The 17,011-nt window shown below is 70.2% G+C and carries 15 protein-coding genes; 1 reads left to right on the top strand and 14 read right to left on the bottom strand.

Going from position 1 to position 17,011, the window contains the following annotated elements; genetic code table 11:
- Positions 1-91: 91 nt before the first annotated feature.
- From ABCR94_RS22695 to hisI, 14 genes are all read right to left on the bottom strand, one after another.
- Positions 92-1,552, bottom strand: coding sequence for a glutamate synthase subunit beta (locus tag ABCR94_RS22695; RefSeq protein WP_347121649.1), 1,461 nt, complete (start codon positions 1,550-1,552; stop codon positions 92-94).
- Positions 1,545-6,164, bottom strand: coding sequence for a glutamate synthase large subunit (gltB, locus tag ABCR94_RS22690; RefSeq protein ID WP_347121647.1), 4,620 nt, complete (start codon positions 6,162-6,164; stop codon positions 1,545-1,547). The genes ABCR94_RS22695 and gltB overlap by 8 nt, the downstream gene beginning before the upstream one ends.
- A gap of 299 nt (positions 6,165-6,463) precedes the next feature.
- On the bottom strand, positions 6,464-7,195 hold the full coding sequence (locus tag ABCR94_RS22685; RefSeq protein ID WP_347121645.1) for a VIT1/CCC1 transporter family protein: 732 nt from the start codon (positions 7,193-7,195) through the stop codon (positions 6,464-6,466).
- Positions 7,196-7,412: 217 nt separating this feature from the next.
- Positions 7,413-8,354, bottom strand: coding sequence for a prolipoprotein diacylglyceryl transferase (gene lgt / locus ABCR94_RS22680; protein WP_347121644.1), 942 nt, complete (start codon positions 8,352-8,354; stop codon positions 7,413-7,415).
- A 69-nt stretch (positions 8,355-8,423) separates the two neighbouring features.
- Entirely contained in the window at positions 8,424-9,254 is an 831-nt protein-coding gene (locus tag ABCR94_RS22675; RefSeq protein WP_347121643.1) for a DsbA family protein, read from the bottom strand.
- A gap of 72 nt (positions 9,255-9,326) precedes the next feature.
- Complete coding sequence (trpA, locus tag ABCR94_RS22670; protein WP_347121641.1) at positions 9,327-10,142, bottom strand: tryptophan synthase subunit alpha; 816 nt, start codon at positions 10,140-10,142, stop codon at positions 9,327-9,329.
- Entirely contained in the window at positions 10,139-11,431 is a 1,293-nt protein-coding gene (trpB, locus tag ABCR94_RS22665; protein ID WP_347121639.1) for a tryptophan synthase subunit beta, read from the bottom strand. The genes trpA and trpB overlap by 4 nt, the downstream gene beginning before the upstream one ends.
- A gap of 116 nt (positions 11,432-11,547) precedes the next feature.
- Positions 11,548-11,766 carry a tryptophan biosynthesis modulator TrpM gene (trpM, locus tag ABCR94_RS22660; RefSeq protein ID WP_347121637.1) on the bottom strand — a complete coding sequence of 73 codons (219 nt, stop codon included), beginning with the start codon at positions 11,764-11,766 and terminating at the stop codon, positions 11,548-11,550.
- Positions 11,767-11,775: 9 nt separating this feature from the next.
- Positions 11,776-12,585, bottom strand: coding sequence for an indole-3-glycerol phosphate synthase TrpC (gene trpC / locus ABCR94_RS22655; RefSeq protein WP_347121636.1), 810 nt, complete (start codon positions 12,583-12,585; stop codon positions 11,776-11,778).
- A gap of 115 nt (positions 12,586-12,700) precedes the next feature.
- Positions 12,701-13,156: a DUF2752 domain-containing protein gene (locus ABCR94_RS22650; protein ID WP_347121634.1), complete on the bottom strand. Its 456-nt coding sequence runs from the start codon at positions 13,154-13,156 to the stop codon at positions 12,701-12,703.
- Positions 13,157-13,276: 120 nt separating this feature from the next.
- The gene (locus tag ABCR94_RS22645) at positions 13,277-13,525 is read right to left on the bottom strand and encodes an HGxxPAAW family protein (protein ID WP_347121632.1); all 249 of its coding nucleotides are present in this window, start codon (positions 13,523-13,525) and stop codon (positions 13,277-13,279) included.
- Positions 13,526-13,622: 97 nt separating this feature from the next.
- Positions 13,623-14,291: a TIGR02234 family membrane protein gene (locus tag ABCR94_RS22640; RefSeq protein WP_521977560.1), complete on the bottom strand. Its 669-nt coding sequence runs from the start codon at positions 14,289-14,291 to the stop codon at positions 13,623-13,625.
- 17 nt (positions 14,292-14,308) lie between these two features.
- Complete coding sequence (locus ABCR94_RS22635; protein ID WP_347121630.1) at positions 14,309-15,793, bottom strand: anthranilate synthase component I; 1,485 nt, start codon at positions 15,791-15,793, stop codon at positions 14,309-14,311.
- A gap of 11 nt (positions 15,794-15,804) precedes the next feature.
- Positions 15,805-16,206, bottom strand: a complete 402-nt coding sequence (hisI, locus tag ABCR94_RS22630; RefSeq protein ID WP_347121628.1) for a phosphoribosyl-AMP cyclohydrolase — start codon at positions 16,204-16,206, stop codon at positions 15,805-15,807.
- A 135-nt stretch (positions 16,207-16,341) separates the two neighbouring features.
- Between hisI and ABCR94_RS22625 the strand changes: the two genes are divergently transcribed.
- Positions 16,342-16,977 (top strand): TIGR03085 family metal-binding protein, encoded by a 636-nt coding sequence (locus tag ABCR94_RS22625; RefSeq protein ID WP_347121627.1) that lies wholly within the window; start codon positions 16,342-16,344, stop codon positions 16,975-16,977.
- Positions 16,978-17,011: the final 34 nt, after the last annotated feature.

Below are 17,011 nucleotides of genomic sequence, written 5' to 3'. Positions count from 1 at the left end.
AGACCCGGCACACGTTCGTGGCCAACGCACTAGAGGGGGTTGTCCCCCCTAGTTCCGTACGCCGTTGTACGGGACGTTTCAGTGAGCCGGGTCAGACCGTCAGTGAACGGTCCGTCGGCTTGATCGGGGCGTGCAGGTCGCTCGCCCCCGTCAGGAAGCGGTCCACTCCGCGCGCCGCCGAGCGGCCCTCGGCGATCGCCCAGACGATGAGCGACTGGCCGCGGCCCGCGTCACCGGCGACGAAGACGCCGCCGACGTTGGTCGCGTACTCGTCGTCGCGCGCCACGTTGCCGCGTGCGTCGAGCTCCAGGCCGAACTGCTGGACCAGGCCGTTCGCCTGGTCCGTGCCGGTGAAGCCCATCGCGAGGGTGACCAGTTGCGCGGGGATGACGCGCTCGGTGCCGGGCTTCTGCTCCAACTTGCCGCCCTTGAACTCCACCTCGATGAGGTGCAGGGACTGGACGTTGCCGTCCTCATCGCCCTCGAAGTGGGTGGTCGAGACGGAGTAGACCCGCTCGCCGCCCTCCTCGTGCGCGGAGGTGACCTTGTAGAGCATCGGGAACGTCGGCCAGGGCTGGTTGGGAGCCCTGTCCTCGCCCGGCCTGGGCATGATCTCCAACTGCGTGACGGACGCCGCGCCCTGGCGGTTGGCGGTGCCGACGCAGTCCGCGCCGGTGTCGCCGCCGCCGATGACCACGACGTGCTTGCCCTCGGCGGTGATCGGGGAGACCGTCAGGTCGCCCTCCTGCACCTTGTTGGCGAGCGGCAGGTACTCCATGGCGAAGTGGATGCCGCGCAGGTCGCGCCCCGGGACGGGCAGGTCGCGGGAGACCGTCGCACCGGCGGCGATGACCACCGCGTCGTAACGCCTGCGCAGCTTCGCGGCGTCGACGTCGCGGCCGATCTCCACCTCTGTGCGGAACTTGGTGCCCTCCGCGCGCATCTGCTCGATACGGCGGTTGATGTGCGACTTCTCCATCTTGAACTCGGGGATGCCGTAGCGCAGCAGTCCACCGATACGGTCGGCACGCTCGTACACGACGACCATGTGGCCCGCCCGCGTCAGCTGCTGCGCGGCGGCGAGACCGGCCGGTCCCGAGCCGATGACCGCAACGGTCTTGCCGCTGAGCCGCTCGGGCGGCTGCGGGGTGACGTCGCCGCTGTCCCACGCCTTGTCGATGATGGTGACTTCGACATTCTTGATGGTGACGGCGGGCTGGTTGATGCCCAGCACACACGCGGACTCGCAGGGCGCCGGGCAGAGGCGACCGGTGAACTCCGGGAAGTTGTTGGTCGCGTGCAGCCGCTCGGAGGCGGCCGTCCAGTCCTCGCGGTACGCGTAGTCGTTCCACTCGGGGATGAGGTTGCCGAGCGGACAGCCGCTGTGGCAGAACGGGATGCCGCAGTCCATACAGCGCCCGGCCTGCTTGCTGATGATCGGCAGCAGCGAGCCGGGAACGTAGACCTCGTTCCAGTCCTTGACGCGCTCACCGGGCGGGCGGGTCTTCGCGACCTCGCGCCCGGTGGTCAGGAAGCCCTTGGGGTCAGCCATTGGTCGCTGCCTCCATCATCTTCTCGGTGGTCTGCTCCACGGAGAGACCGGCGAGCTCAGCGGCGTCCTTGGCGGCGAGCACTGCCTTGTAGGTGGAAGGGATGATCTTGCTGAAGCGGGTCACCGCGGTGTCCCACTCGGCAAGCAGCTTCTCGGCGACCGTCGAAGCGGTCTCCTCCTGGTGGCGGCGCACCACATCGTGCAGCCACTGCTTGTCGGTCTCGTCGAGGGCCTCGACCGCACCGGCGTTGCCGGCGTTGACGTTGTCCGGGTCGAGGTCGATGACGTACGCGACGCCGCCGGACATACCGGCCGCGAAGTTACGACCGGTCTCGCCAAGGACCACCGCGACGCCGCCGGTCATGTACTCGCAGCCGTGGTCGCCCACGCCCTCCGAGACGACCGTCGCGCCGGAGTTGCGGACGCAGAAGCGCTCACCGGTGCGGCCGCGCAGGAACAGCTCGCCGCCGGTCGCGCCGTAGCCGATGGTGTTGCCGGCGATCGTCGAATACTCGGCGAGGTGGTCGGCGCCGCGGTCCGGGCGGACGATGACCCGGCCGCCCGAAAGGCCCTTGCCGACATAGTCGTTGGCGTCGCCTTCGAGGCGCAGGGTGACGCCGCGCGGGATGAAGGCGCCGAAGGACTGGCCCGCGGACCCGGTGAAGGTGATGTCGATGGTGTCGTCGGGCAGACCGGCGCCACCGAACTTCTTGGTCACCTCGTGGCCGAGCATGGTGCCGACGGTCCGGTTGATGTTGCGGATCGCGACCTGCGCGCGGACCGGTCCGGCGGCCTCGGCACTGTCGGCGGCCAGGGCGTCGGCGGCGAGCTTGATCAGCTCGTTGTCGAGTGCCTTGGTCAGACCGTGGTCCTGGACCGTGGTCTGGTGGCGCACCGCGCCTTCCGGCAGCTCGGGAACGTAGAACAGCGGCGAGAGGTCGAGGCCCTGCGCCTTCCAGTGGCCCATGGCCCGCTCGGTGTCGAGGAGTTCGGCGTGGCCGACGGCCTCTTCGAGGGTGCGGAAGCCGAGCTCGGCCAGCAGCTCGCGGACTTCTTCGGCGATGAACTGGAAGAAGTTGACGATGTGCTCGGCCTTGCCCGCGTAGCGCTCGCGCAGCACCGGGTTCTGGGTGGCGATGCCGACCGGGCAGGTGTCGAGGTGACAGACACGCATCATGACGCAGCCGGAGACGACGAGCGGCGCGGTCGCGAAACCGAACTCCTCGGCGCCGAGCAGCGCGGCGATGATCACGTCACGGCCGGTCTTGAGCTGGCCGTCGGTCTGTACGACGATGCGGTCGCGCAGGCCGTTGAGCAGCAGGGTCTGCTGGGTCTCGGCGAGCCCCAGCTCCCAGGGGCCGCCCGCGTGCTTGAGCGAGGTGAGCGGGGATGCGCCCGTGCCGCCGTCGTGGCCGGAGATGAGGACCACGTCCGCGTGTGCCTTGGAGACACCCGCGGCGACCGTGCCGACGCCGACCTCGGAGACCAGCTTCACATGGATGCGGGCCTGCGGGTTGGCGTTCTTGAGGTCGTGGATCAGCTGAGCCAGGTCCTCGATGGAGTAGATGTCATGGTGCGGCGGCGGGGAGATCAGACCGACACCGGGCGTGCTGTGCCGGGTCTTGGCGACCCACGGGTAGACCTTGTGGCCGGGCAGCTGGCCGCCCTCGCCGGGCTTCGCGCCCTGCGCCATCTTGATCTGGATGTCGTCCGCGTTGACCAGGTATTCGCTGGTCACACCAAAGCGGCCGGAGGCGACCTGCTTGATGGCGGAGCGCCGCGCCGGGTCGTACAGCCGGTCCGCGTCCTCGCCGCCCTCACCGGTGTTGGACTTGCCGCCCAGCTGGTTCATGGCGATGGCGAGCGTCTCGTGCGCCTCCTGCGAGATGGAGCCGTACGACATGGCGCCGGTGGAGAAGCGCTTGACGATGTCCGCCACCGACTCGACCTCGTCGATCGGGATCGACTCGCGGACGCTCCTGAAGCCGAAGAGCCCGCGGAGCGTCATCAGACGCTCCGACTGCTCGTTCACCCGGCCCGTGTACTGCTTGAAGATGTCGTAGCTGCGCGAGCGCGTGGCGTGCTGGAGGCGGAAGACCGTCTCCGGGTCGAAGAGGTGCGGCTCGCCCTCGCGGCGCCACTGGTACTCGCCGCCGATGTCCAGCGCGCGGTGCGAAGCGGAGATGCCGGAGGCCGGGTACCCCTTGGCGTGGCGGGCGGCGACCTCCTTCGCGACGACGTCGAGACCGGCGCCGCCGATCTTCGTCGCGGTGCCGTGGAAGTACTTGTCGACGAAGGTCGCGTCAAGGCCGACGGCCTCGAAGACCTGCGCGCCGCGGTAGGAGGCGACGGTCGAGATGCCCATCTTCGACATGACCTTCAGGACGCCCTTGCCGAGGGCGTAGATCAGGTTGCGGATGGCCTGCTCGGGCTCTTCGCCCTCGATGAACGTACCGGCGCGGACCAGGTCCTCGACGGATTCCATCGCCAGGTACGGGTTGACCGCGGCCGCGCCGAACCCGATGAGCAGCGCGACATGGTGCACCTCGCGTACGTCGCCCGCCTCGACCAGCAGGCCCACCTGGGTGCGCTGCTTGGTGCCGATGAGGTGGTGGTGCACGGCGGAGGTGAGCAGCAGCGACGGGATCGGCGCGTGCTCGGCGTCGGAGTGCCGGTCGGAGAGCACGATCATGCGGGCGCCGGCCTCGATGGCCGCGTCCGCCTCGGCGCAGATCTCCTCGATGCGGGCGGCGAGCGCGTCGCCGCCGCCACTGACGCGGTAGAGACCGGAGAGGGTGGCGGCCGTCATGCCGGGCATGTCGCCGTCGGCGTTGACGTGTATGAGCTTCGCCAGCTCGTCGTTGTCGATCACCGGGAAGGGCAGGGTGACGCTACGACAGGACGCGGCGGTCGGGTCGAGCAGGTTGCCCGCCGGGCCGAGCGAGGAGAGCAGCGAGGTGACGAGCTCCTCGCGGATGGCGTCCAGCGGCGGGTTGGTGACCTGCGCGAAGAGCTGGGTGAAGTAGTCGAAGAGCAGCCGTGGGCGCTCCGACAGGGCCGCGATCGGCGAGTCCGTACCCATGGAGCCGAGCGGCTCGCCACCGGTGCGGGCCATCGGCGCGAGGATGATGCGCAGCTCTTCCTCGGTGTAGCCGAAGGTCTGCTGGCGGCGGGTGACGGAGGCGTGCGTGTGCACGATGTGCTCGCGCTCGGGGAGATCTTCGAGCTCGATCTCACCGGCTTCCAGCCACTCCTGGTACGGCTTCTCGGCGGCCAGCGACGCCTTGATCTCGTCGTCCTCGACGATGCGGTGCTGGGCGGTGTCGACGAGGAACATCTTGCCGGGCTGCAGGCGGCCCTTGCGGACCACCTTGGCCGGGTCGATGTCGAGCACGCCGACCTCGGAGGAGAGCACGACCAGGCCGTCGTCGGTCACCCAGTAGCGTCCGGGGCGCAGACCGTTGCGGTCGAGGACCGCGCCGACCTGGGTGCCGTCGGTGAAGGTGACGCAGGCCGGGCCGTCCCAGGGCTCCATCAGCGTGGAGTGGTACTGGTAGAAGGCGCGGCGGGCCGGGTCCATGGACGTGTGGTTCTCCCACGCCTCGGGGACCATCATCAGCACGGCGTGCGGCAGCGAGCGGCCGCCGAGGTGCAGCAGTTCGAGGACCTCGTCGAAGGACGCCGAGTCGGAGGCGTCCGGGGTGCAGACGGGGAAGATCCGGTCGAGCTTCTGCGCACCACTGTGTCCATTGTCGGCAGAGCCGAACGCATCCGACGCGAGCTGTGACTCGCGGGCCTTCATCCAGTTGCGGTTGCCCTTGACCGTGTTGATCTCGCCGTTGTGCGCGACGAAGCGGTACGGGTGGGCAAGCGGCCAGCTCGGGAAGGTGTTGGTGGAGAAGCGCGAGTGGACCAGGGCGATGGCGGTCGCGCAGCGCCGGTCGGACAGGTCCGGGAAGAACGGCTCAAGCTGCCCGGTGGTGAGCATGCCCTTGTAGACAATGGTCCGCGCCGAGAGCGACGGGAAGTAGACCCCGGCCTCGCGCTCGGCGCGCTTGCGCAGCACGAAAGCCTTGCGGTCCAGGACCAGGCCCGTGCTCGTACGGTCCGCCACGAAGATCTGGCGGAAGGCCGGCATGGTGGCGCGGGCGCCGTTGCCGAGGAGGTCGGGGGTGACCGGGACATCGCGCCAGCCGAGGACTTCGAGGCCCTCTTCGGCGGCGATCGTCTCAATGCGTGAGACGGCGGTGGTGGAGTCGTCCGCGGGCAGGAAGGCGATACCCACCGCGTACGCGCCTGCCTCGGGCAGGTCGAAGTCGGTGACCTCATTGAGGAAGGCGTGCGGGACCTGCAGGAGGATTCCGGCACCGTCGCCCGAGTCGGGCTCGGAGCCGGTGGCGCCGCGGTGCTCGAGGTTCCGCAGTACGGTCAGGGCCTGCTCGACGAGCGCGTGGCTCGCCTCGCCGGTGAGGGTGGCCACGAAGCCGACGCCACAGGCGTCGTGCTCGTTGCGCGGGTCGTACATGCCCTGCGGGGCAGGGCGACCGTCCATGGGCGACCAGGCACTGTTGAGGGTGCTGTCGGTCGCGGAGTGCGTGGACGCGGAACGCATCGGCTCTCCCGTCGTCGTCGTGGCATATGTAAGTACCGAGGGACGACGTTGGCCCTCCGCGAAATTTCGTGCAGGTTACATGATGGGGCGCTTCTCGGGAAGCGGATAACGCGTTCCAGCATGCGGACACCGCTCATAGCGGTGAAAGTGGTGCAGAGGCGGGCAGATCATGTCTGCCCGGTCGTCGCTGAGCTGGCTTCCTTGCCCGCAGCGCTCCCGGCTCATTCCCGCCTGTTAAGAGAATGAAACCAGCGAGTAACCGACTACTTATTCGAAGCGATGCATAGCGTCGCAGCTTCTCATCCTACGGCCGTTCCGAACAGAGCGCCCAGGGCGAACGTCACACCGGCCGCAGCGCCGCCCAGAGCCAGCTGCCGCAGTCCGCTGAACCACCAGGACCGCGCGGTGACCCGCGCCACCAGCGCGCCGCAGGCGAACAGGCCGACGAGCGCGAGCAGCACCGCGGGCCACATGGACGCGGCGCCGAGCAGATAGGGCAGTACGGGCAGCAGCGCGCCCAGCGCGAACGCTCCGAACGAGGACACCGCAGCGATGAGCGGCGACGGCAGATCGCCCGGGTCGATGCCCAGCTCCTCGCGGGCGTGTATCTCCAGCGCCTGCTCCGGGTCCACCGACAACTGCTGGGCGACGGCGCGCGCCAGCTCCGGCTCCACCCCGCGCGACTCGTAGAGCGCGGCCAGCTCCGCCAGCTCGTCCTTGGGGTGCTTGCGCAACTCGATCCGCTCGACCTCCAGTTCCGCCTGGACGAGCTCACGCTGCGAGGCCACCGAGGTGTACTCACCGGCGGCCATGGAGAAGGCACCGGCGGCGAGACCGGCGAGCCCGGTGATGACGATGGTCTGGTGGGCGACCGAGCCGCCCGCGACACCGGTCATCAGAGCCAGGTTGGAGACCAGGCCGTCCATCGCGCCGAAGACGGCGGGACGCAGCCAACCGCCGTTCACATCACGGTGCGTGTGGTTGTCACGGTGTGCCACGTGCAGCGTCGCCCCGGTCTCGATGATGGCCATCTCGTGCGGTTCCCCTCTCGCCGGGAGCAGGCCCTCTTGTGGTTCCCGCTCCCTCCCAACACCCTCGAAAATACGCACGAATCAGGGCTCCCGCCAGCAAGGCAGGCCGTACTTACCGGCTGGTGGGCGGCCCGTAGGTCCGCCGCCACGCACGACGGGACCGCCGGACCATGAACGGTCCGGCGGTCCCGGGAAGGCTGAAGGGTGGTGCGTACGGTCAGAGTTTCTTCGCCGCACCGGCTTCGTCATCGGCCTTGGTGGTGTCAACACTGTCGTTGTTGTCGCCGTCGTCACCATCGCTGTCGTTGTCGCTGTCGTCGGCGGAACCGTCCTTGACCGGCTCGACGGCATCGGGCTCGACGATCTCCTCGCGGCCCGGCCGTAGCCTCGCCGAGAGGACGATGTAGACCACCGCGAGCACGAACACCACGATCGAGGTCCACACGTTGAGGCGCAGCCCCAGCACCTGGTGGGCCTCGTCGACGCGCATGTACTCGATCCAGCTGCGGCCCACGCAGTACACCGCGACGTACAGCGCGAAGACCCGGCCGTGGCCGAGCTTGAAGCGGCGGTCGGCCCAGATCACCAGGAACGCGGCGCCGATGCACCACAGCGACTCGTAGAGGAAGGTCGGGTGGTACGTGCCCGCTGCGCGGTTCGCGCCCTCGCTGATTTCGAGCGCCCACGGCACATCGGTTTCCCGCCCGTACAGCTCCTGGTTGAACCAGTTGCCCCAGCGGCCGATGGCCTGGGCGAAGGCGAGGCCGGGCGCGAGGGCGTCGGCCCAGGCCGGCAGCGGGATGCCGCGGCGGCGGCAGCCGATCCAGGCACCGACCGCACCGAGCGCGACGGCGCCCCAGATACCGAGGCCGCCTTCCCAGATCTTGAAGGCGTCGACCCAGTTCCGGCCCTCGCTGAAGTACAGCTGGTAGTCGGTGACGACGTGGTAGAGCCGTCCGCCGACGAGGCCGAAGGGCACGGCCCAGACGGCAATGTCGGCAACCGTGCCGCTCTTGCCTCCCCGGGCGACCCAGCGCTTGTTGCCGTACCAGACGGCGACAAAAACGCCAATGATGATGCAGAACGCGTAGCCGCGGAGCGGGATCGGTCCGAGCTCGATCACACCGGTCGACGGGCTGGGGATATAGGCAATTTCCATGGCAGGGTCGACGCTACCTTGCCGGGTGGGACGTACGGCAACCCACCCGGCAACGTATGGATAACGGGCTCAGCCGGAGGCGGACGGGGTGGCGGTCGCCGTCCCGGCCTTTTTGCCCCTGTTCGCCTCGGTGACCCACTTCTTCAGGTTCGCCGGGGAGATCTCCTCGTCGCCCTTCTTCGGGAAGACCGGCTCGCCGTTGAGCAGCACGGTCGGCGTCCCGTTGAAGTTGCCCTTCTGGAAGGCCTCGTTGGATTTGCGCACCCAGCTGTCGTGCGCCCCGTCGTTCACACACTGCTCGAACGGGTCCGTGACGAGGCCGTCGACCTTGCCCGCCAGCTCGATCAGACGGCTGTTCTTGGCGAAGGCGTCGTCGGTCTCCGGTGGCTGATTCTGGAAGAGCACGTCGTGGTACGGGGCGAACTTCCCGGCGTCCTGCGCGCACCCGGCCGCGTTGGCCGCGCGCAGCGAGCCCGTTCCGCTCATGTTTCCGTCGATGAGCGTGGCGAGGTGGTACTCGGCCTTGAGCTGACCTGCTTTCTCCAGCTCCTCGATGGTGGTCCGGAAGCCGTTCTCGAACTGGGCGCAGGCCGGACAGCGGAAGTCCTCCCAGATGGTGAGCGTGGACGGCGCGTCCGTCGCCCCCACCGGGACCATCGGGTCGCTCTTGGCGTCGGTGCCCTTGGGCGCGAGAAGCGGTCCCGCGGTGTCGCTCTTTCCTCCGCCCGAGTCGGAGTTCACGGCGAGCATGCCCACCACCGCGGTCAGCCCCAGCACACCCACCACGGCAGCGGACACGATCAGTGTCCGCCTGCGCCGGTCGCGGACCTTCTGCGCTTCGCGTTCCTGGATGAGCCGCTCACGTGCGGTTCGTTTTCCCTCAAGGTTCTTGTCGCTCACACCCGCAGCAACGAACCGGGGAGGCACACGCGTGCCTCCCCGGTCCAGGTCCACCCATACGAGCGAAACCGATCAGTTGTTCCTGCGGACGCCTTCAGCCAGTTCGGCAGCGAGCGAGCGGACCGCGGCGAGGCCCGCGGCCTCGTCCGGCGCGTCAAGGATCAGCTTGACGAAGGCCGAGCCGACGATCACCCCGTCGGCGAACCCGGCGACCTCCTCGGCCTGCACGGCGTTGGAGACCCCGAGCCCGACACACACCGGCAGGTCGGTGGTGGCCCTGGTCCTGCGCACCAGGTCCTGGGCCTGTTCGCCCACCGAAACGCGGGTGCCGGTGACGCCCATGAGCGAGGCGGCGTAGACAAAACCGGAGCCCACCGCCGTGATCGTGCGGAGCCGCTCGTCCTGGCTGCTGGGCGCGACCACGAAGACCGTGGCGAGCCCCAGCGCGTCGGCGTGCTTCCGCCACTGGGCGGACTCCTGCACCGGCAGGTCGGGCAGGATGCAGCCCGCGCCGCCGGCCGCGGCCAGCTCGGTGGTGAAGCGTTCGATGCCGTACCGGTCGATCGGATTCCAGTACGTCATGACGAGCACCGGCGCGCCGGTCGCCTCGTACGCCTCGCGCACTGTGCGCATCACATCGGCGATCTTCACGCCGCCGCGCAGCGCGATGTCGTCGGCGGTCTGGATGACCGGGCCGTCGAGCACCGGGTCGCTGTGCGGCAGCCCGATCTCGACAACGTCCGCGCCGCCCGCCAGGACCGCCTTCACCGCCGCGATGCCGCCGTCCACGGTCGGGAACCCGGCCGGGAGGTAGGCGATGAGCGCGGCCCGGTCCTCGGACCTGGTTTTCGCGAGCGTGTCGCTCAACAGCTTGATGTTGCCGCTCACTTGGCGTCCTTCTGGATCTCGGCGGCGCCGTTGCCGGCGGAGGCGTTGGCCTCGACCGCGGCGTCGGTGGCGTACAGACCGAAGTAGCGGGCGGCCGTGTCCATGTCCTTGTCGCCGCGCCCGGACAGGTTGACCAGGATCAGCCCGTCCTTGCCCAGTTCCTTGCCGAGCTCCAGCGCACCGGCGAGCGCGTGGGCGCTCTCGATGGCCGGGATGATGCCCTCGGTGCGGGACAGCAGGAGCAGCGACTGCATCGCCGCGTCGTCCGTCACGGCACGGTACTCGCCCCGGCCGCTGTCCTTGAGGTAGGCGTGCTCGGGGCCGATGCCCGGGTAGTCGAGGCCCGCCGAGATCGAGTAGGGCTCGGTGATCTGGCCCTCCTCGTCCTGCAGGACGTACGACCGCGAGCCGTGCAGGATGCCGGGCTCGCCCGCGGACAGGGTCGCGGCGTGCTCCCCGGTCTCGATGCCGTGCCCGGCGGGCTCGCAGCCGACGAGGCGTACGTCCGCGTCCGGGATGAAGGCGTGGAAGAGACCGATGGCGTTGGAGCCGCCGCCGACACAGGCGACCGCCGCGTCGGGCAGCCGTCCGGCGCGCTCCAGGATCTGGCGGCGCGCCTCCACGCCGATGACGCGGTGGAAGTCGCGGACCATCGCGGGGAAGGGGTGCGGTCCCGCGACGGTGCCGAAGAGGTAGTGCGTACGGTCCACGTTGGCGACCCAGTCGCGGAACGCCTCGTTGATGGCGTCCTTCAGGGTGCGGCTGCCGGACTTCACGGCAATGACCTCGGCGCCGAGCATCCGCATCCGGGCGACATTGAGCGCCTGGCGCTGGGTGTCGATCTCGCCCATGTAGACGGTGCATTCGAGACCGAAGAGCGCGCAGGCGGTGGCGGTGGCGACGCCGTGCTGGCCCGCGCCGGTCTCCGCGATGACCCGCGTCTTGCCCATGCGCTTGGTGAGGAGCGCCTGGCCCAGCACATTGTTGATCTTGTGGGAGCCGGTGTGGTTGAGATCCTCGCGCTTGAGGAAGACCCGTGCCCCGCCCGCGTGTTCGGCGAACCGGGGCACCTCGGTGAGCGCGCTGGGACGGCCGGTGTAGTTGACCATGAGCTCGTTCAGCTCGGCCGCGAAGGCCGGGTCCGACTTGGCCTTGGCATATTCGACGGCGACCTCGTCGACCGCGGCGACCAGCGCCTCGGGGATGAACTTGCCGCCGTACGCGCCGAAATAGCCCTCGGCGTTGGGGATATGACCCTCGGGGTCCGGAATGAAGAAGTCAGAAGACATCCGACGCACTCCTCAGAAGGGGCTCGCGCCCCATGAATCAACAGGTGGGCTTCGCCTATGCGCCGTGCGAGGGATGAAACGGGTACGTGATCACGCGTACCGGCATTCCAGGTTCGCTACGACGCGCCTTCGGCCCGCCATCGCGCGCCGTTGATCTGGCCGGGCTCCGCACCGATGTGGTACCGCACCCGGCGTCCCAGCACCCGCCGCGCCGGCGCCCGGCACCCACGCGGACGGCACCCGCGCGCCAGCGGCGCGTGCGGGTCGCGCGCGCGGGCCACGGACGGGCGCAGGCCCGGCCGGGTGCGGGTGACGGGGCGGCGGAGAGCGGTCATGGGGGTGGGTCAGCTCCGCCCGTGGCGCAGCGCAGGGTGGGCGCCCGCGGCGACCAGGTCGGCGACGGCGGCCTTCGGGTCGCGGCCGGTGACCAGGGACTCGCCCACGAGCACCGCGTCGGCGCCCGCGTTGGCGTACGCGATCAGGTCGTGCGGGCCGCGCACGCCGGACTCGGCGATGGTGACGATGTGCGCGGGGATCTCGGGGGCGACGCGTTCGAAGACCCCGCGGTCGACCTTGAGCGTCTTGAGGTCGCGTGCGTTGACCCCGATGATCTTCGCGCCGGCCTCGACCGCGCGCTCGACCTCGTCCTCGTCGTGCACCTCGACCAGCGGGGTGAGCCCGATGGACTCGGCCCGCTCGATGAGGGAGACCAGGGCCTCCTGCTCCAGGGCCGCGACGATCAGCAGCGCCAGGTCTGCGCCGTACGCCCGCGCCTCCCACAGCTGGTAGGCCGTGACCATGAAGTCCTTGCGCAGCAGCGGCACATCGACCCTGGCGCGTACGGCTTCCAGGTCGGCCAGCGAACCGCCGAAGCGGCGCTGCTCGGTCAGTACGGAGATGACGGCGGCGCCGCCCGCCTCGTAGTCGGCGGCGAGGCCTGCCGGGTCGGCGATCGCGGCGAGCGCGCCCTTCGACGGGCTGGAGCGCTTGACCTCGCAGATGACCTGGACGCCGTCGCCGCGCAAGGCGGCGACACCGTCCTTCGCCTGTGGGGCCTTGGCCGCGCGATCCTTGAGCTCGTCGAGGCTGACGCGTGTCTGCCGCTCTGCGAGGTCGGCGAGGACGCCTTCGATGATCTCGTCGAGCACACTCACGCGAGCGGCCCCCTTTCGGGACAGTAATGGTGGACCAGGATCAGCCATACCGATGGTATCCGCAGGAGGGCCAAGGTCTCGCATCCGGTGCGCGCCAGTCCCACCACCTGGTACTTCACGGAGCGAGCGCCGAGCCGAACGGCAGATTCCGGACGATGCTGAAGATCGCGGCCACAGCGCCCAGGGACCACCAGAAGACCGGTTTCACGTTGATCCGCATCGGCAGTCCGCGGGCGGAGCGAACCACCCATACGGCCCACAGCGCGGCGCAGATCGCGTAGCCGACGACGGCCATGGCGTTGGCGCCGAACGCGCCGGCCAGGTCGCCGGTGGCGACACCGTGCGCGCTGCGCAGGCCACCGCAGCCCGGACAGTAGATGCCGGTGAGCTGGAGCAGCGGGCAGGCCGGGTAGTGGCCCGGCTCATTGGGGTCGACCGTGCCGACGTACGCGAAGGCCGCGGCGACGCCCGCGAGGGTGACGAGCGGCGTCAGGAGCCGCCGGGCGAGCGCCGCGGGGGCTCTTGATGGCGGCGGCGAGGGGGCTGGGGCGGGCGAAGGCTTGGCATCCACGGGGCGATTGTCCCTGCTCACGAGGAAAGGCGCAGCCCGACCGGGCTGCGCCTTGCTTCGAAACCTGCAAAGGCCGGTTTCGGTACTTCTCGACCGGGCGACCGGTCGGTGACCGGCCCGTCAGCGGGTCTGCATCTGCCCTGCTTCGATCCTGGCCCGGCGCACCGCGTCGGACTCCTTCGGCATGCCGAGACCCGCGGCACTCATGGCCATGCCGACAACGAGGCCCAGCAGTATCACTGCCAGTCCGGCCCAGACGCCGAGCGGGTTGGCCAGCACCATGAAGGCGCCCGAAACGCAGAAACCGATGAAGGCGATGGTGACACCGGTCCAGGCGGCCGGGGTGTGTCCGTGGCTGGTGCCCGCCATGAGTTGCTCCTCGTTGCTGTTGCTCTGTGGTGAGTCGTGGTGAGTGGATGCTCGCGGCCCATTGTCCCGCACCCGGGACCGTGGGTGGAGCCCGGGGTCATGCGTCGCGCGTCGGGTCCTCGCCGCGGTCGAGGGCCTTCCAGAGCTCTTCGGGCCGCTCCGGGTCCGGGGCCACGCGCGGGGCCTTGCGGGGCCTGGGGCTGCCGTCGCGCTCGTAACGCCCGGACATCGCGGGCCACTTCCGGCCGCGGAACAGGGCGAGCAGCCCGGCGAGCAGGATCAGCAGACCGCCGACCGCCGTCACGTACGGCCAGGCGGTATGGGTCAGAGCGGCGGCCGCGGCGGTGGCGTCGCCGGTGGTCGTGGCGGCCTTCTCGTCGAGCGCCGTGCTGTCGGAGGCGCCCAGGTACGCGGTGACGGCTGCGCCCGCGCCGCTCAGCGCGAGCAGTGCGGAGACCAGTAGCCGGCCGGAACGGCGAACGGCGAACACCGCGACGAGCGCGGCCAGGCCGACGATGGCCAGCGCCGCGGGGGCGCCGGTAATGTCCTGCCCGTCGGCGACCAGCGGCAGCGAGCCGCCACCCACGGAGGCCGTGCCCCCGGCCCAGGGCCGGCCCGAGGCGAGCAGCACGACGACGGCGCCGACGGCGCCGGACAGGAGGGCGACTGCGAGACTGCGGCGGCCGGTCGACACGGCCGGTCCGGTCTCGCCGCGCGGAAGCGGAAGGGGCACTGGGGCGGGGGATGCGGCACTCACGTACTCCACTATCCCCTACGCCCTGTTCAGCCCCCGAGGCGGTTCGCCGTGTGCACCGCGCGCAGCACCGCGGCCGCCTTGTTGCGGCACTCGGTGTCCTCGGCGACCGGATCGGAGTCGGCCACCACACCCGCTCCGGCCTGCACATACGCCGTGCCGTCGCGGAGCAGCGCGGTCCGGATGGCGATGGCGGTGTCGGAGTCGCCGGCGAAGTCCAGATAGCCGACGCAGCCGCCGTACAGGCCGCGGCGGGAGGGCTCGACCTCCTCGATGATCTGCATGGCGCGCGGCTTGGGTGCGCCGGAGAGGGTCCCGGCGGGGAAGCACGCGGTCAGTACGTCGAAGGCGCTGCGGCCCGGCGCGATCCGTCCGGTCACGGTCGAGACGATGTGCATGACATGGCTGTAGCGCTCGACGGACATGAAGTCCACGACCTCCACGCTGCCGGGCTCGCAGACCCGGCCGAGGTCGTTGCGGCCCAGGTCGACGAGCATCAGGTGCTCGGCCCGCTCCTTGGGGTCGGCGAGCAGCTCGTCGGCGAGGTCCTGGTCCTCCTGCGGCGTCGCGCCGCGCGGCCGGGTCCCGGCGATCGGGTGCAGCATGGCGCGGCCGTTCTCGACCTTGACGAGCGCTTCGGGGCTGGAGCCGACGATGTCGAAGCCGTCGAAGCGGAAGAGATACATGTACGGCGACGGGTTGGTGGCCCGCAGCACCCGGTAGACGTCCAGCGCGCTCGCGGTGCACGGGGTCTCGAAGCGCTGGGAGGGGACGACCTGGAAGGCCTCGCCCGCCCGGATGCGCTCCTTGATGTCCTCCACGACGGCCTGGTAGGCCGCGCCGCCCCACTGCTCGGTGTACGGCGGGAGCTCGGACGGCGGCAGCGCGGTGGGCTCGGATGCGGTCGCCTGCGCCAGGTCGGCCTGCATCGCGTCGAGGCGTGCGACGGCGTCGGCGTAGGCCTCGTCGACGCCCGTGTCGAGGTCGTTGTGGTTGATCGCGTTGGCGATCAGCAGGACGGTGCCCGAGCGGTGGTCCAGGACGGCGAGGTCCGAGGTGAGCAGCATCGTCAGCTCGGGCAGACGCAGGTCGTCGCGGGTGTGGTCGCCGATCTTCTCCAGGCGGCGTACGACGTCGTATCCGAGGTAGCCGACCATGCCGCCGGTGAACGGCGGCAGCTCGTCCCCCAGGTCGTGCGGGGTGTGCAGGGTCTCGACAGTGGCGCGCAGCGCGTCCAGCGGGTCGCCCTCCAGCGGCACGCCGACGGGCGGGGTACCGAGCCAGTGCGCCCGGCCGTCACGCGCGGTGAGGGTCGCGGCGCTGCGTACGCCGACGAAGGAGTAGCGGGACCAGGAGCGGCCGTTCTCCGCGGACTCAAGCAGGAACGTGCCGGGGCGCTCCGCGGCGAGCTTGCGGTAGAGCCCGACAGGGGTGTCGCCGTCCGCGAGCAGTCTGCGGCTGACGGGGATGACACGACGGTCGACGGCAAGCTTGCGGAAGGTCTCCAGGTCCATGAGCGCAGACCCTACTGGCCGAAAGGCCGTCCGGAAGACAGCTCGGGCCCCTGTCCGAGAGGCAGGACATCTGCGTCGAAACAGGTGCGTGCGCCGGTGTGGCAGGCGGCGCCGACCTGGTCGACCCGGACGAGGACCGTGTCGGCGTCGCAGTCCAGGGCGACGGACTTGACGTGCTGGACGTGCCCGGAGGTGTCGCCCTTGACCCAGTACTCCTGGCGGCTGCGGCTCCAGTAGGTGCAGCGCCCCGTCGTGAGGGTGCGGTGCAGGGCCTCGTCGTCCATCCAGCCGAGCATCAGCACCTCGCCGGTGTCGTACTGCTGGGCGATGGCCGGAACCAGTCCGTCGGCGCTGCGCTTGAGGCGGGCGGCGAGGGCGGGGGCGAGGCTGCTGGGGCGGGGCGCGCTGGTCATGGGTCCCATTGTGCCGCGCGGGCGGGCGGCGGTGGACACGCTGTCCGGTCTCTGGACGCCCGGACCGGGCACTGCGGGGACATCGGCCGCGCGGCGCCGTGGCAGTGAACGGCGGCGCGCCGTACGCTGGCCCTTATGTCGACCCATGCCAAGCGTGAACGACTTCTGCTCGCCGACCTGTTGGAGGCGGCGGGACCCGACGCCCTCACTCTGTGCGACGGCTGGAAGACCCGAGAGCTCGCCGCCCATGTCGTGGTGCGTGAGCGCCGCCCGGATGCGGCGGGCGGAATACTGCTGGGGGCTCTGAAGAGCCGGCTGGAGCGGGTGCAGGCCGAGTTCGCCGCGAAGCCGTACGAGGAGCTGATCCAGCTCATCCGTACGGGCCCGCCGAGAATGTCGCTGTACTCCCTCAAGCAGCTGGACGAGGCGGCCAACACCGTCGAGTTCTACGTCCACGCCGAGGACGTCAGGCGGGCGCAGCCCGACTGGACGCCCCGCGAGCTCGACGTGGTCTTCGCGAACGCCCTGTGGAGCCGGATCGAGAGGATGTCCCGGGTGCTGGGCCGCAAGGCGCCGGTGGGTGTGGTGCTGCGCCGCCCGGACGGGCAGACGGCGGTGGCGCACCGGGGCACGCCGGTGGTGACGGTCACCGGCGAGCCCGGTGAGCTGGTGCTCTTCGCCTACGGTCGGCAGGACGCGGCGCGGGTGGAGCTGGAGGGCGACAAGGAAGCGGTGACCCGCCTGCACGAGACCAAGCTCGGTCATTCATAGCTCTGCCATGTGGAGGCGGGTGGCGCGGCCGGGC

The sequence above is a fragment of the Streptomyces changchenzhani genome (genome assembly GCF_039766235.1).
GTDB lineage: Bacteria > Actinomycetota > Actinomycetes > Streptomycetales > Streptomycetaceae > Streptomyces.
This window is presented reverse-complemented; position numbering and strand designations above follow the sequence as displayed.

Bases quoted from the DNA above. Each gene is read 5' to 3' on its own strand.
- ABCR94_RS22695 (WP_347121649.1), bottom strand. From the start codon at position 1,552: ATGGCTGACCCCAAGGGCTTCCTGACCACCGGGCGCGAGGTCGCGAAG.
- gltB (WP_347121647.1), bottom strand. From the start codon at position 6,164: ATGCGTTCCGCGTCCACGCACTCCGCGACCGACAGCACCCTCAACAGT.
- ABCR94_RS22685 (WP_347121645.1), bottom strand. From the start codon at position 7,195: ATGGCCATCATCGAGACCGGGGCGACGCTGCACGTGGCACACCGTGAC.
- lgt (WP_347121644.1), bottom strand. From the start codon at position 8,354: ATGGAAATTGCCTATATCCCCAGCCCGTCGACCGGTGTGATCGAGCTC.
- trpB (WP_347121639.1), bottom strand. From the start codon at position 11,431: ATGTCTTCTGACTTCTTCATTCCGGACCCCGAGGGTCATATCCCCAAC.
- trpM (WP_347121637.1), bottom strand. From the start codon at position 11,766: ATGACCGCTCTCCGCCGCCCCGTCACCCGCACCCGGCCGGGCCTGCGC.
- ABCR94_RS22645 (WP_347121632.1), bottom strand. From the start codon at position 13,525: ATGGCGGGCACCAGCCACGGACACACCCCGGCCGCCTGGACCGGTGTC.
- ABCR94_RS22635 (WP_347121630.1), bottom strand. From the start codon at position 15,793: ATGGACCTGGAGACCTTCCGCAAGCTTGCCGTCGACCGTCGTGTCATC.
- hisI (WP_347121628.1), bottom strand. From the start codon at position 16,206: ATGACCAGCGCGCCCCGCCCCAGCAGCCTCGCCCCCGCCCTCGCCGCC.
- ABCR94_RS22625 (WP_347121627.1), top strand. From the start codon at position 16,342: ATGTCGACCCATGCCAAGCGTGAACGACTTCTGCTCGCCGACCTGTTG.